We start from the raw sequence: 14,923 nt of genomic DNA, 5'->3' as shown, positions 1-14,923 counted from the left end.
GGCGGACCGCTCGGCGGCGTGCCCGGCGGCGGCGAGTCCGGCGGGCCGGGCGCGGTCGATCCGGTGGCCGGGGAAGGGGCGCCGGTGTCGCCTCAGCGCGCCGACCGGGACGCCGCCAGGGAGAAGGACCCGCGCACGGTCGCGTCGACCGAGGGCACCGAGTCCTGGCTGTCGCGCTGGGCGTTCCCGCTGCTGGTCGCGTTCGGACTGCTCGCCGCGGTGGCCGCGGGCGCGGTCCAGGTGGCCTCCCGGCCGGATCACCCGGTCCGCCGGGCGATCCGCGCGGTGGTGCGCCGGTGACCATGGTCGACACGCCGGTCAGGGAGGAGTCGGCCGAGCACCCGCCGGTGGAACCGGTCGCCCCGGTCCGGGAGGCGTCGTTCCGGGCGCGGCTGGCCAACCGGGTGCTGGCGTTGCTCGCCGTCGGCGCCCTGGGGTTCGCCGGCTATCTGGTGCTGCTGAGCCCGATCGAGCAGGACGCGAACCAGGACGTGCTGTACTCCCGGCTGCGCGGCCCGATCGCCGAGGGTGTGCCGCCCTACACCGGCGCCGAGGTGAGCGCCGACGGCCAGAGCGAGCGGGCGGTCCCGGCGATCTACGACGACGGGGAGGACGTGCTGATCCCCGCCGGCGCGCCGATCGCCGTGCTGGACGTGCCCGGCATCGGTCTGCGCCAGGTCGTGGTGGAGGGCACCAGTTCCGGTGACCTGATGTCGGGTCCCGGGCACCGGCGGGACACCCCCTTGCCGGGGCAGCAGGGCGTGTCGCTGCTCTACGGCCGGTCGGCCACCTTCGGCGGCCCGTTCCGGGACATCTCCCGGCTGCGGCCGGGAGATGAGCTGACCGTGGTCACCTTCCAGGGCGAGTTCACCTACGAGGTGGAGGGGGTGCGCCGCGACGGTGACCCGCTGCCGGACCTGTCGGCGGTGGTCGACGGCGGCAGCAGGCTCACGATGGTCACCGCCGAGGGCGCGAACCCGTTCCAGCCCGACCACACGGTGTTCGTCGACGCGTTGATGACGGGCGACTCCCAGCCCGCGGCGCAGCGACCGGCGCTGATCCCGCCGGAGGAGCGGTCGTTGGCCAGCGACCGGCCCGCGCTGCTCAACCTGGTGCTGTGGATGCAGGCGCTCGCGGTGCTCGCGGTGGCGATGGCCTGGCTGCGGGTGCGGTGGGGCCGATGGGAGACGCATCTGGTCGGGCTGCCCGCGGTGCTGGCGGTGCTGTGGCACGTCTACGAGTCGGTGGCCCGGCTGCTGCCCAACCTGGCGTGACCGCACGGTTCCGGATCGTTCTACTGTGGACGGTCGGCGTCCTGGCGGCGGCCGGACCGGTGGCACTCGGCGTGGTCGCCCTGTCCAGCCGACCCGCCCCGGTGCCGCTGGTCACCGGCGGCGGGGTGCCCGCGCCGGCGGTCCCGGCCGCGCCGGCCGGTGCCGCGCCGGTGGTCGCCCCGCAGGAGACCTACGCCGCGTGGGCCGGCCGGATGGCGGCGGCCACCGGGATTCCCGCGCGGGCGGTGGCCGCCTACGGCCACGCCGAGGTGTTGCTGGCGGCGGAGCGGCCGGACTGCGCGCTCAGTTGGGCCACCATCGCCGGGGTGGCCAGCGTCGAGTCCGACCACGGCCGGTTCTCCGGGCGCGCGCTGGGGCGGGACGGTCGCCCGGACCGGCCGATCATCGGGCTCGCGCTGGACGGCTCGCCCGGCGTCGCGGCCATCCAGGACACCGACGACGGCCACTACGACGGGGACCCGGTGTGGGACCGCGCGGTCGGGCCGTTGCAGTTCGTTCCGGGCACCTGGCGGGAGTTCGCGGCCGACGGCGACGGTGACGGCGCCACCGATCCGCAGGACGTCGACGACGCCGCGGTGGCCGCCGGCCGCTACCTGTGCGCCGCCGGCGGCGACCTGTCCACCACAACGGACTGGCACACGGCCGTGTTGCGCTACAACGCCTCCACGGCGTACGCGGCGTCGGTGCTGTCGGCCACCAACGAGTACGCGGAGCTGAGCCGACGGGCGTGACGTGCCGGGGAGGCGCAGTGCCCCCGCTGGACGTGTCCGGACAACTCCGGTGTCGTGGGCCATTCATCTGGTGCTGGTGAATTGTCTCCGCTCGGTCCGATCCGACCGAGCGGCGTTCGCCTTCTGGCGACAGGCAGGAAAGGTCCCCCATGAAGAGACGTTCGATCGCGGCGTTATCGGTCGCGGCGGCCGCGGTGTCCACAGTGGTCACCCCGGGTGTGGCCGCCGCGGCGCCGGTCGAGGTTCCCGGCTACACCTTCCGCGTGCTCGGCGAGCGGTTCCTCGCCGAGCACACCACGTTCGGCGGCACCAGGGTCGGTGACCTGTCCGGCATCGACTACGACGCCACCAACGACGAGTGGTACCTCGTCAGCGACGAGTCGACGCGCCGGGCGCCCGCCCGGTTCTACACCGCGGACCTGGCCGTGGACACCGACGGCTTCCACGGGGTCACCGTGAACTCGGTGTCGGCGCTGCGGCAGGCCGACGGCACCGCGTTCCCGGAGGCCAGGCGGAACGAGACGGGCAGCGTCGACCCGGAGGCCATCCGGGTCGACCGGGCGGACGGCTCGCTGTTGTGGGCCAGCGAGGGCCGCCGGGACGTGCCGAGCTGGGGGCGGCCGACGCTGATCGACCCGGCCGTGCGCGACGCCGGCGCCGACGGTGTTCTCCTCGCCAAGCACCCGACCGCGCCGCACCACGCGGCCAGCGCCGGCCGGCAGGGACCGCGCGACGACCGGGGTTTCGAGTCGCTGACCCTGAGCGCGTCGGGCACCCAGGCCATCTCGGCCACCGAGGGCCCGCTGCTCCAGGACGGCGCCGAGCCGACCAGGACGACCGGTGCGCCGGTCCGCTTGAACTTCGCCAACCGGACCACCGGCACGGTGGCCAGCCAGCTGGCCTACGAGCTGGACCCGGTGCCGGCCGGCGCGTGCGACAACGGCCTGTCCGAGATCCTCGCCAGGGACGCCAGCCGATTGCTCACCGTGGAGCGGGCGACCCTGCTCCGCGGCGGCCACTCGGTGCGGCTGTTCGAGGCGAGCACCGCCGGGGCGCGCACCGTCCTGCCGCTGGCCGCCCTCGACGGCGCCACCTACACGCCAGTGTCGAAACGGGAACTGCTCAACCTGGCCGACCTCGGTCTGTCCAGGGTGGGCAACATCGAGGGCATCGCCTGGGGTCCGACGCTGCCCAGCGGGGAGCGCACCCTGATCCTGGTGTCGGACAACGACGGTGACGGCCGCACCCAGCTGATCGCGCTGGCGGTCACGCTGTCCTGAGCGGGAAATGCCGAGGGCCGGGAGGCGATTCGCCTCCCGGCCCTCGGGTTTTACCGGTGGATCAGGTGCTGCTCAGTCGGTCACACGTCGCCGTCGGGCACGCCGCAGCCGCTGTCCAGCGCGAGGAAGCCCTGCTCGCCGTCGGCCAGCTCGGTGCACAGGTAGCCGCCGGGGCCGAACACGGCCTGGATGGCCGCGTCGTTGACCTCGGTGTCGCGGACCACGTGGTACACCTCGCGGGTCACGTAGAACGCGCCGGAGTCGAGGTCACTGGCCAGGTCGATCGAGGCCGAGGGCGGGTTGGTCGGGTTGGGCGGGTTCTCGCGGAACCGGGCCTCGGAGAACGGCGCGAGCGCGAACTCGTCACCGTCCACAGCGGACGCGTCGTGCTCCTGCACGGTGTCGTCCACGCAGCCGGCCGCGACCGCGTCGTCGATCTCGCTCTCGGAGACGCCGATCTGCGCCAGGAAGAACGTCCTGGTGCCTGAGCCGTCCTGCGGCAGCTTGGCGTTGAACCCGGGCAGCGCACAGGTGTAGACGTCCCGCAGGTCCGCGGCGGTCAGGTTGGTTGGCACCGAGGTGGTGTCGTCCACCACGTAGCTCAGCCCGTCGAGGGCGAACGGGATGAACGACAGCGCGTCCTCGGCCGTGGTGCCGTTCGAGGGACGCGACGAGCGCGCGAAGTCCACGTCGGTGTTGTTGGTCAGCTCGCGGATGCCGGCAGACGACCCGTTCGGCCGCGCGACGAACACGCCCGGCCGGATCTCGATCTGGTCGCCTGGCAGGCCGGTCTGCGGGTTGACGGCGTCGAACGAGGCCAGCCGCGCGGTGCCGGGCGCCGGGTCGTAGGCGTCGGCAAGGCTGTCGGTCACGAACTGGGTCGTGTCCGACCCGGTGCCGACGAGGTCATCGGCGTCCGGCACGAAGCTGGGGTCGGCCTGGGCGGAACCCAGTCCGAGGCTCAGGACCGCCGCGGCGCCCATGGCGACCATGACGCCCCTGCGCAGGGTGGAACGCATGCGAGTTCTCCTTGTTGTCAAAGGATTCTCAAGCTTCCCGAGGGAAGATGCCCGTTTGGGGCACGGTTCGAGCGTCGTCCGAGTGACCTGCGCGTAACCACCCCGTCATCGCATCGGTGCGTTGAGCGGGACACGGCACCGAGGTGAACAACGGCCTCAACCAGCCGAGGTCGGCAATCCTGCGTGTCCAGAGAACCTCCCGTTCATCCAGGCGGCGCCCGGAGTTCGCATTGGTCCAGGACGCTCACGGCCGCAGCAGTCCTGCGCTCACGTTGGGGGAGCGCGTCGTCGTGTCGCCCGGGAGGCCGTTCGCCATGCAGCAAAGCCCCGCACCGCCCACCGCCCGGCATCGGGCGCGGCGGATCTGGACCGCGGTCGCGGGTCTGGCGTTCCTGGTCGGCGGACTGGGGGTGCTGCTGGCGATCGAGGCGCCGCCGGCCGCCGCGCAGGCGTTGCCGCCGACCGCGACCTACACCGTGACCTGTGGCGCGGACGACACGATCACCTATGTCGCCGAGCTGACCAACCCGAACCCCACCGGCACGCCGGTCGGCAACTTCTATGTGCGGCTGGAATGGTCGGACGGCCGCAGCCCGTCCTCGGGCCTGGTTCGCCTGGGCCCCAACGAGACCAAGTCCTACACGTTGACCAACGGCGTCGGCGTCGATGAGCCGTGGACCAACACCATGGCGGTGCGCACCGGGCCGGGCACCACGCTGACCCCGGTCGTCGGCCCGATCGAGCGGTCCAACCCGTGCCTGGACGAGCCACCGACCACCACGACGACCACGACCACGACAATGACCACGACGACCACGACGACGACCACCACGACCGCGCCGCCGCCGGACAGCTCGACCCCGCCCTCGTCCGACCCGCCGTCGAGCACCCCGTCGATGACCGAGTCGACGGACCCGGCCACCGATCCGCCGAGCGTCCTGCCGACGACCCCGGTGCCCACCGACGGCGTGGTCAACACCGCCAACAACGCCGGCGGCGGGCTGGCCGCCACCGGGGTCGCGGTCGCGGCCATCGTCGGCCTCGGCGCGGTGCTGTTCGCCAACGGCACCGGGCTGCTGCGCCTGGTCCGTCGCGACCGGACGGACGACGATGACTGACGGCGACACGCTGCTCGACCTGAACCCGTTGGCGCCCAACGACGACGAGCACGGTGACAACGGCCGCCCCGGCGGGGCTGCGCTGTCCGCGCGGTCGGTGTCCGCGTGGTTCGGCGAGCACAAGGTGCTGGAACGGGTGTCGCTGGACATGGCCGCCGGCTCGGTGACCGCGCTGATCGGCCCGTCCGGCTGCGGGAAGTCCACGTTCCTGCGCATCCTGAACCGGATGCACGAGCTGGTGCCCTCGGCGTCGCTGGCCGGCGAGGTGCGGCTCAACGACGACGACATCTACGCCGCCGGCCGGCGGATCACCGACACCCGCAAGCGGATCGGCATGGTGTTCCAGAAGCCGAACCCGTTCCCCGCCATGTCGATCGGGGAGAACGTGACCGCGGGGCTCAAGCTCACCGGCACCCGCGTACCCCGGGGAGCGAAGGCGGACCTGGTCGAGGAGTGCCTCACCCGCGCCGGGCTGTGGAACGAGGTCCGCGACCGGCTGCGCCAGCCGGGCGGGGCGCTGTCCGGCGGCCAGCAGCAGCGGCTGTGCATCGCGCGCTCGCTGGCCGTGCGCCCGGACGTGCTGCTGATGGACGAGCCGTGCTCGGCGCTGGACCCGACCTCGACCCGGCGGATCGAGGAGACCATCCACGACCTGCGCCGCGACGTGACGATCGTGATCGTCACGCACAACATGCAGCAGGCCGCGCGGGTCTCCCAGCACTGCGCGTTCTTCCTCGCCGAGCAGGGCACCCCCGGCCGGATCGTGGAGGCGGGCCCCACCAGGCTCATCTTCGAGAGCCCGACCGACGAGCGCACCAACGACTACGTGAACGGCCGCTTCGGCTGAGCGGCCGGCAGGGAATGCGGTGCCGGCGAGGCCGGTTGCACCCGGGCATGAAAGCCATTGGTGTCCATGAGTTCGGCGGTCCGGACGTGCTGACCGTCGTGGAGCTACCCGAGCCGCAGGCCGGACCGGGTGAGGTCCGCATCCGGGTGCACGCGGCCGCGGTGAACCCGACCGACGTCATGCTGCGCACCGGCGGCCACGCCGTCCGCCTGCGCGACCGGCCGCCGCCGTACGTGCCCGGGATGGACGCCGCCGGCGTGATCGACCAGCTCGGCCAGGGGGTCGACGACCGGCTGTCGGTCGGCCAACGGGTGGTCGCCATGGTGCTGTTCACCAGTCGCCACGGTGGTGCCTACGCCGAGTGGGTCGTGGTGCCCGCCGCCTCGGTGGTGCCGGCGCCGGCGGGGGTGGATCTCCCCGCCGCGTCCACCCTGCTGATGAACGCGCTGACCGCGCGCCTGGCACTGGACCAGCTCGCCGTGCCACCGGGCGGAACCCCCGCCAGCGGCCTGCGCCCCGGTACCGCAGCGAAGGGTCCCTTCGCTGCGTCCAGCGCAGTGAAGGAGCCCTTCGCTGCACTGGGGACCGGCACCGTCGCGGTGACCGGTGCCGCCGGCGCCGTCGGCGGGTACGCGGTCGAGTTGGCCAAGGCCGACGGACTGACCGTGATCGCCGACGCCGCGCCGGGCGACGTCGACCGGGTGCGCGGGTTCGGCGCCGACCACGTGGTCGCGCGGGGTGCCGAGGTCGCCGCGCGCATTCGCGAGCTGGCGCCCGAGGGGGTGCCCGGCCTGGTGGACGGCTCGCTGCAGACCACCGAGACGGTGCCGGCCATCGCCGACGGCGGTGCGCTGGCCCAGTTGCGTGGCTGGTCCGGGCCGGCCGAGCGCGGCATCCGGGTGTACCCGGTGATGGTCGCCGACGCGATGACCGACACCGATCGGCTGGACCTGTTGCGCCGTCAGGTCGAGGACGGCACGTTGTCGCTGCACGTGGCCGACGTGCTGCCGGCCGAGGAGGCGGCCAGGGCGCACCGCCTGCTGGCGGCCGGCGGGCTGCGTGGCCGGTTGGTGCTCGACTTCTCCTGACGGTCCTATGTGGACTCGATGCGGCCGGGTGGGTCGCTCTGCTCGGCCAGGTGTTTGCGCACCGCCGCCCAGCTCGTGTCCTCGATGTCCAGCGCGTGGCGTAGGTAGGCCAGCGTCACGTGCTGGATCATCGCGACCCGTGCCGGGCTCTCGTCGGTGGTCTCCCTGGCCTCGTAGCCGGGGATCCCGCCCAGGGAGTGCTCGCCGCCGAACACGGTGAGCAGGCTGGTGTCGCCGGGGCTGAGCACGTGCGGGTCGGTGAGCCAGTCCGGGCCGCGCACGGTCAGCGGGGAGTCGTCCCGGTCGCCGGCGACCACGATGGCCGGGGTGGTCAGGTGCGCGAAGCTGGGGTTCATGAACGGGAAGTGCTCGGCGGCGAACGGGGACAGGTCCGCGCCGCCCCGGCCGGCGGTGGCGAGCAGCACACCCGCCGTGACGCGCGGATCGGACAGGTCCTCACCTGGCTCGCCCGCCGGGTCGAGCACCCGCAGCCCGAGCAGGCTTCCCGCGCTCTGGCCACCGAAGGAGTGGCCGGCCGCGGCGACGCGGGACGGGTCGAGCCGGCCGGCGAGACCGGGCACGGCGGCGGCGAGCACGTCGAGGTGGTCCAGGACGCTGGTCAGGTCCGCGACCCGGTGGCGCCAGATCCGGGGCGTGCGGGGGTCGTCGGGCGGCAGGGCGAGCGTCCTGGAGTCGAGGTGGGTCGGTTGCGCCACCACGAACCCATGCGCGGCCCAGAAGTCGACCAGCGGGCCGTAGCCGTCCATGGACGAGCCGAAGCCGTGCGAGAAGACGACGACCGGGAGGTTGTGGCCGGTCGTCGGCGCGGTCACGCGCACGCGCAGGTCCGTGCCGCGGTCTCCGGCCGGCAGGACCACCGGCTTCACGGAGACGATCGTCGTCGCTGGTAGGTCGATACCCATTGCTGTGTTCATCGCGCGCTTCCTGACGGTTGCAAACGGGACACTGTCCCGTTTGACGATATGGGACACTGTCCCGGTTGGCAAACTCCGTGGTGAGAGGACGGACAGGTGACCGATCAGCGGCCAAAGCGGGCCGACGCGCGACGCAACGAGGAGGCCCTGCTCGACGCGGCGGCCGCGGTGTTCGTCGCCGCCGGGGTGGAGGCGCCGATCCGCGACATCGCGACGAAGGCCGGCGTCGGCACGGCCACCATCTACCGCCACTTCCCGACCAGGGCGGACCTGATCGTCGCCGTCTACCGCCACCAGGTCGAGGCGCTCGCCGAGGCTGGCCCGGCCCTGGTGGCCGCCACCGAGAGCCCGCACGCCGCGCTGGCGCGCTGGATCGACCTGTTCGTCGACTTCCTGGTCACCAAGCACGGGCTCGCTGCGGTGTTGCAGTCCGACGACCACTGCTTCGACCCGCTGCACTCCTACTTCCTCGAGCGGCTGGAGCCCGTCTGCGTGCACCTGCTCGACGCCGCGGTCGCGGCGGGGGAGATCCGCCCCGGCCAGGACGCCTACGAGCTGATGCGTGGCGTCGGCGGGCTGTGCGCGGGGGCGGGCAACAGCGCCCGTTACGACGCGCGCCGGCTGGTCGAGCTGCTCATCGCCGGCCTGCGCGTCCCGGGCTAATATGTTAACGGTACGGTGTCGTTAACAAATTGGTGGTGGTGAGATGTCGACCGACGTGGTGGTGGTCGGCGCCGGTCCGACCGGACTGGCGTTGGCCTGTGGCCTGCTGGCGCACGGGGTGTCGGTGCGGGTGGTGGACAAGGCCGACGGCCCGGCGGTGACCTCGCGGGCGAACTTCGTGCACGCGCGCGGCGCTGAGGTGCTCGACCGGTTGGGCGCGCTCGGCGACCTGCCGACGGAGTCGTTGCGCGCCATGCGGATCACGACCTACGCGGGCGACCGGGCGCTGGCCACGCTGTCCTTCGGCGACCCCGGCCTGCGGACCGCGGCGCCGCCGATGGTGATCTCGCAGGCCAGGGTCGAGGCGACGCTGCGCGACCGGCTGGCCAGCCTCGGCGGCACGATCGAGTGGGGCGCCGGACTGGTCGGCCTGCACCAGGACGACGCCGGGGTGCGCGCGGTGCTGGCCACCGGCGAGACCGTCCCCGCCCGCTGGCTGGCCGGCTGCGACGGCACCGGCAGCGCCACCCGCAAGCTCGCCGGCATCGGCTTTCCCGGCGTGCGGATCAGCGAGCGGTACCTGCTGGCCGACCTGCACATCGACTGGGACCTCGACCGCGTCGGCACCTCGGGCTGGGTCAGCCCGGCCGGGATGCTCGGCGTGATGCCGATGCCGGAGCCCGGCGGCGCGGAGGACCTGTGGCGGGTGATCGCGTACGACCCCGGCCAGTCCGCCGCCCGGCCGGGCGACGTGGAGGTCCTCGACCGCGTCCGCCAGATCCTGCCCGAACGCACCGGCCGCACCGACGCGCGGGTCCGGGACGCGGTCTGGACCTCGACGTTCACCGTGCACCGCAGGCTGGCCGACACCTACCGGCACGGCCGGGTGCTGTTGGCCGGCGACGCGGCCCATGTGCACGCGCCCTTCGGCGGGCAGGGCATGCTGACCGGGCTTGGCGACGCGGAGAACCTCGCCTGGAAGCTGGCGCTGGTGGTCCGCGGGTTCGTTGGGGAGTCGCTTGTGGACAGTTACCAGGCGGAGCGGCGGCCACTGGCCGCCGAGGTGCTGCGCGGCACCACCACGGTGACCAAGATCAACATCGCGGACAGTCCGGTCGGGCGGTTCCTGCGCGACCGGGTGATCGTGCCGCTGCTCAACCGCCCCGTGGTGCAGCGCTGGGCGACCTACTCGACGTCCCAGCTGTGGGTGAGCTACCGACGCGGCCCGCTGGGCGCCGGCCGCCTCGCCCGGCTGACCACCCGACCCCGCCAGGGCGACCGGGTCGCCGACCGGCCGGCCACCCGCGCGGACGGCACCCCGACCCGGCTGTACGCCGAACTCGACGGCCGGTTCGCCCTGCTGATCCCGCACGCCGGCGCGGACGACCACGTCCGGGTCGCCAAGGAGCGCCTCGGCGACCGCGTGGTCGCGCTCCCCGGCGACGCCCGGCCTGGCGAGGTCATGCTGGTCCGCCCGGACGCCCACCTGGCGTGGCGCGGCACCGACCCGGCGGGCCTGGACCGCTGGCTGACCGGCACGTTGCACGCCGGGGCGCCGCGATGACCGAATCCGCGTCCCGCGGCCGGGGCCGGCCGAGGGACCCGGCCGTCGAGGCGGCGATCCTGCGGGCCGCGTTCGACCTGTTCCTGGAGCGCGGCGCGGACGGCACGAGCATCGAGCAGGTCGCCAAGCGCGCCGGGGTCGGCAAGCTGACCGTCTACCGGCGGTGGGCGACCAAGGAGGAACTGCTGGCGGGCGCGATCGAGGTGGTGCTCCAGGAACGCGACTGGCCCGACACCGAGCAGATCGCGACCGGCACCCCGGCCGAGGTCGTCGAACGGTTCCTGCCGACCGCCGCCGAGGTCACCGCCAGCCCGCGGTTTCGCGCGCTGGTCTCCCGGGTGTACGGCTGCGCGGTCAGCCATCCCGCGCTGATGGCCACCTACTGGCGCCACTACATCCAGCCCCGGCGCGCGGCCACCTTCGTCATGCTCCGCCACGCCCAACAGGCCGGCACCGTGCCCGCCGACGCCGACCTCGACGTGGTGATCGACATGATCGCCGGCGCGGTGACCTACCGCGTCCTGCAACCGAATCCCCCCGATGTCGCCGAGATGCGCCGCTATCTGGAGGCCATCTACCGCCAGGCCGGGCTGCTCCCGCCCCGGTAGCCACCGGCTGGCAACGCGGTTCCCCGAGTCGGAGTCTTGAGGAGGGCAGGGATTTCCCGACTCTTGAGGAGATTTGGTGGGCCGACGGGGATTATGGCGTGGTGGGGCGGTGGCCGTGCTGGCGGCGGCGCTGGTCGCGGGGGTGGTCGCGAGTGTCGGGCCGACGGCGGTGGCCCAACAGGGCACCGACGCCGGCGGCGAGCCGGTCACGGTCACGCTGGTCAGCGGAGACCGGGTGCAGCTGTGGGGAACCGACCCGGCAGCGCCGCTGCGGGTCGAGCAGACCACGCGCGCCCATCCGGTGCCGTTCCAGGACTACTGGCACGACGGCGACCGGTACGTGCTGCCGGGCGACGCGGCCGAGCTGGTGCGCCGGGGCGTGCTGGACCGTGAGCTGTTCAACGTCACCGGGCTGATCCGGCAGCGCTACGACGACGCGCACACCGAGTCGGTGCCGCTGCTGGTCGAGTACGCGAACGCCCGCGCCAGGGCCGGTGCGGAGGTGCCGGCCGACACCTCGGTGCGCCGGGCACTGCCCGAGTTCCACCTGACCGCGCTCGACCAGCGCAAGGACCGCCCGCCGGCCCTGTTCGGCGACCTGACCGGCACCGCGCCCACCGCGCGCGGTGCCGCCGGGGTGCGCAAGGTCTGGCTGAACAAGCGGGTCCGGGCCACCCTGGACCAGAGCGTGCCGCAGGTCGGCGCGCCGACCGCGTGGGAACGCGGACTGACCGGCGCCGGGGTGCGGGTCGCGGTGCTGGACACCGGGATCGACACCGACCACCCCGATCTGACCGGCAAGGCCGTGCTCAGCAAGGACTTCACCGACTCCGGCGGAGTCGAGGACGGGCACGGGCACGGCACGCACGTCGCGTCGATCATCACCGGGACCGGGGCCGCCTCGGACGGCAAGTACCGCGGGGTGGCGCCCGACGTCGATCTCGCGGTCGGCAAGGTGCTCGACGACAGCGGCTGGGGCACCGACGACAGCGTGCTGGCCGGCATGCGCTGGGCGGCCGCCGAGTCCGGCGCCAAGGTCGTCAACATGAGCCTGGGCAGCGATCCCACCGACGGCCAGGACCCGATGTCGCTCGCGGTGAACACGCTCAGCCGCGAGTACGGCACGCTGTTCGTGATCGCCGCCGGCAACTACGGGAGCGACCGGACGGTCGGCTCCCCGGCGACCGCGGACGACGCGCTCGCCGTCGGCAGCGTGTCCAAGAGCGATGAGCCGAGCGGGTTTTCCAGTCGTGGTCCTCGGCTCGGGGACGGGGCGGCCAAGCCGGAGATCAGCGCGCCGGGTGGGGCCATCGTGGCGGCCAGGCCGGCTGGGGTGCCGCCGCTGGGCGAGCCGGTCGGCGAGGCCTACCAGCGACTTGACGGCACTTCGATGGCGACGCCGCATGTGGCGGGCGCGGCGGCGATCCTGGCCCAGCAGCACCCGGACTGGTCCGCGCCCGCGATGAAGTCGGCTCTGGTCAGCAGCGCGCAACAGGTGCCGGACGCCGGTGTCCACCAGGTCGGTGCCGGCCGGCTGGATCTGGCGCGGGCGACCGCGACCCCGGTGATCGCCACCGCCGCGGTGTCGGCCTACCTGCCGTGGCCCAACACCGGGTCACAGGAGCGCAGGACGGTCACCTGGACCAACTCCGGCGACGCGCCGGTCACCCTGTCGCTGCGCGCCGATCTCGTCGACGAGCGGGGACAGCCCGCGCCCAGCGGCCTGGTCACCCTCGCTGAGGACAGCGTGACCGTGCCGGCCGGGGGCAGTGTGCCGGTTGAGGTGCTTGTCACCGGGCAGGACCGGACCGGGACCTACTCCGGCGTGCTCGTCGCCAGTGCCGGCACGGTCCAGACCCGGACGGCGATCTCGGTGTACCAGCAGGAACAGCGGCACTCGTTCACACCGACCCTGCTGGACCGCAACGGCGCCGAGACCGCGCCGGACGGGCGATCGGCGGCCTACGTCTACGACCTGGAGTCCGGCGACACGTTCCTGGCCATGTCGGGGGAGACGATCACCCTGCCGCGCGGCCGGTACGCGGTGCACGCCTCGATCGCCACCACGGGGCCGGCCGGGTCGTCGTACGCGATGGTCAGCCATCCCGAGCTGACCCTGGACCGCGATGTCACGCAGGTGTTCGACGCCCGGATCGGCCAGCCCGTGACCGCCGAGCCCGACGACCCGGACGCTCGCGGCGGCACCCACGCGTTGTTCGCCATGTCCAGGGTCGAGGCCTGCGACTGCCTGTCCGCGCTCTACGTGGACGTCGACGCGCGGTTCGTGCCGGTGTACGCGGCGACCCTGCCGGGTACCGCCTCGGACGCCTACGCGCTCGGCCACGCCCGCCGGGCCACCCAACCCGCCCTGGAGATGGTGGCCGACGACGGGCAGCCCTTCGACGTCAACCTCCAGCTGCTGTTCGGCACGCCGCCGACCGAGCAGACCGAGCTGACCGTCGTCCACGGCGGCGCGGGCACCACCGAGGACCTCGCCACGATCGACGCCACCGGCAAGCTCGTGGTGATCGAGTTCGACCCGATGCTCGGCCGGGAGGAATGGCTGCGCCGGTCGGTCAACATCGCCGAGGCGGGCGGCAAGCTGGCCCTGTTCCGGTTCGTCGACGAGGGGGCCGAGCCGCTGCCGCCGGGCGACCCGGTCGATGGCGAGCAGGTGCCGGTGTTCTACGGCGACCACGACGCCACGGTGGACCGGTTGGCCGAGCTGGCCAGACGCGGCGAGACCACGGTCGACTACGCCAGCCGGGAGGCCACCGACCTGCGCTACGAGCTGATCCACGGGGTGGCGCGGCAGGTCAGCGCGCCGGTCACCTACCGGCCCAGGACCGAGGACCTGGCCACCATGCGCGCGGCCTACCACGACAACGCGCCGAACGTGGCCGGCTTCGCCGGGTTCGGCAAGCTGTTCGGCCGCTACCTCGGCACCGGGTGGATCGCGTTCACCGCCGCCCAACAGCAACGCGTGGAGTACTTCACGCCGACCGAGTGGGACCTGCTCTGGATCGGCGGCCCCAGCGAACTGTCCGACAGCGCGACGCTCGCCGCGAACCGGCCGCCGACGCCGATCGCGTGGAACAAGGCGGTGATCGGCCCGTCGTTGCGGGGCACCACGATCAACAACCTGGGCGAGCAGCCGCACCCGTGGTCCTGGCGCACCGACGGGCGGATCAGCGTCAAGGTGCCGATGTACGGCGACGCGGCCGGCCGGCCGAGGATGGTCGACGACTTCACCGACGCCACCGGATCGATCACCGTCTACCGGGACGGCGCGGAGCTGGGCACGGTCCCGGTGACCGAGTTCGCCGAGTTCGCGGTGCCCGCCGAGGAATCGGCCTACCGGGTGGTGGCCGAGGCCCGCCGGGACGACGCCGGCTGGCCACTGTCCACAGTGGTCACCGCGGAGTGGGCGTTCGCGTCGTCCTCGGCCGGTGAGGGCAGGGCGCTGCCCATGCTGACCGCCCGGTTCGACCCGGCGGTCGACCTGCGCAACCGGGCGCCGGGCGACCGGACGTTCTCCTTCCCGCTCACCGTGGACCGGCAGGACGGCCCGGCGGAGATCGACTCGGTGTCGGTGGAGGTGTCCTATGACGACGGTGGAACCTGGCAGCCGGCCGAGGTCCGCGCCGACGGGGACCGCTGGACGGTGACCGTGCGCCATCCGCTGGCGGGGCACGCTTCGCTGCGGGCCAATGTGTCCGATGTGGACGGAAACCGGTTGACCCAGACGATCGTCCGGGCGTACCAGATCGGCTGA

General features: G+C 73.3%; 13 protein-coding genes. 11 read left to right on the top strand and 2 right to left on the bottom strand.

The annotated features are described in order from the left end of the window. The 4 genes from ACYVIP_RS25675 to ACYVIP_RS25660 all read left to right on the top strand — a co-directional run. On the top strand, positions 1-300 hold a 300-nt coding region (locus ACYVIP_RS25675), incomplete at its 5' end, for a hypothetical protein (RefSeq protein ID WP_460400697.1). 2 nt (positions 301-302) lie between these two features. Further along, the gene (locus ACYVIP_RS25670; protein ID WP_460400707.1) at positions 303-1,274 is read left to right on the top strand and encodes a sortase; all 972 of its coding nucleotides are present in this window, start codon (positions 303-305) and stop codon (positions 1,272-1,274) included. Beyond that, positions 1,271-2,026 (top strand): lytic transglycosylase domain-containing protein, encoded by a 756-nt coding sequence (locus ACYVIP_RS25665; RefSeq protein WP_460400695.1) that lies wholly within the window; start codon positions 1,271-1,273, stop codon positions 2,024-2,026. Before ACYVIP_RS25670 ends, ACYVIP_RS25665 begins: the two co-directional genes overlap by 4 nt. A gap of 149 nt (positions 2,027-2,175) precedes the next feature. Continuing rightward, a complete protein-coding gene (locus ACYVIP_RS25660; protein WP_460400693.1) occupies positions 2,176-3,306 on the top strand; it encodes an esterase-like activity of phytase family protein in 1,131 nt (376 codons plus the stop codon). Between the two features lie 80 nt (positions 3,307-3,386). Here ACYVIP_RS25660 and ACYVIP_RS25655 read toward each other — a convergent pair whose 3' ends face one another. Continuing rightward, positions 3,387-4,325, bottom strand: coding sequence for a substrate-binding domain-containing protein (locus ACYVIP_RS25655; protein WP_460400691.1), 939 nt, complete (start codon positions 4,323-4,325; stop codon positions 3,387-3,389). 314 nt (positions 4,326-4,639) lie between these two features. Here ACYVIP_RS25655 and ACYVIP_RS25650 point away from each other — a divergent pair, with 314 nt between their 5' ends. From ACYVIP_RS25650 to ACYVIP_RS25640, 3 genes are read left to right on the top strand one after another with little or no spacing between them, the layout of a single operon-like run. After that, positions 4,640-5,443, top strand: coding sequence for a hypothetical protein (locus ACYVIP_RS25650; protein WP_460400689.1), 804 nt, complete (start codon positions 4,640-4,642; stop codon positions 5,441-5,443). Continuing rightward, positions 5,436-6,290 (top strand): phosphate ABC transporter ATP-binding protein, encoded by an 855-nt coding sequence (locus tag ACYVIP_RS25645; protein ID WP_460400687.1) that lies wholly within the window; start codon positions 5,436-5,438, stop codon positions 6,288-6,290. The genes ACYVIP_RS25650 and ACYVIP_RS25645 overlap by 8 nt, the downstream gene beginning before the upstream one ends. Positions 6,291-6,337: 47 nt before the next feature. Continuing rightward, on the top strand, positions 6,338-7,378 hold the full coding sequence (locus ACYVIP_RS25640) for an alcohol dehydrogenase catalytic domain-containing protein (protein WP_460400685.1): 1,041 nt from the start codon (positions 6,338-6,340) through the stop codon (positions 7,376-7,378). 5 nt (positions 7,379-7,383) lie between these two features. On the opposite strand, the gene ACYVIP_RS25635 is transcribed toward ACYVIP_RS25640, so the two are convergent. After that, on the bottom strand, positions 7,384-8,301 hold the full coding sequence (locus tag ACYVIP_RS25635; RefSeq protein ID WP_460400705.1) for an alpha/beta hydrolase family protein: 918 nt from the start codon (positions 8,299-8,301) through the stop codon (positions 7,384-7,386). 108 nt (positions 8,302-8,409) lie between these two features. On the opposite strand from ACYVIP_RS25635, the gene ACYVIP_RS25630 reads away from it, so the two are divergent. The 4 genes from ACYVIP_RS25630 to ACYVIP_RS25615 all read left to right on the top strand — a co-directional run bounded on the left by ACYVIP_RS25630 (position 8,410) and on the right by ACYVIP_RS25615 (position 14,923). Beyond that, positions 8,410-8,976, top strand: coding sequence for a TetR/AcrR family transcriptional regulator (locus tag ACYVIP_RS25630; protein ID WP_460400683.1), 567 nt, complete (start codon positions 8,410-8,412; stop codon positions 8,974-8,976). Positions 8,977-9,019: 43 nt separating this feature from the next. Further along, positions 9,020-10,540 (top strand): FAD-dependent monooxygenase, encoded by a 1,521-nt coding sequence (locus ACYVIP_RS25625; protein WP_460400681.1) that lies wholly within the window; start codon positions 9,020-9,022, stop codon positions 10,538-10,540. Then, a complete protein-coding gene (locus ACYVIP_RS25620) occupies positions 10,537-11,148 on the top strand; it encodes a TetR/AcrR family transcriptional regulator (RefSeq protein ID WP_460400679.1) in 612 nt (203 codons plus the stop codon). Before ACYVIP_RS25625 ends, ACYVIP_RS25620 begins: the two co-directional genes overlap by 4 nt. Before the next feature lie 76 nt (positions 11,149-11,224). Next, positions 11,225-14,923 (top strand): S8 family serine peptidase, encoded by a 3,699-nt coding sequence (locus ACYVIP_RS25615; RefSeq protein WP_460400677.1) that lies wholly within the window; start codon positions 11,225-11,227, stop codon positions 14,921-14,923.

The sequence above is a fragment of the Actinophytocola sediminis genome (genome assembly GCF_054779715.1).
The sequence above is the reverse complement of the archived record's forward strand: the minus strand, read 5'-3'. Positions and strand labels throughout refer to the sequence as shown.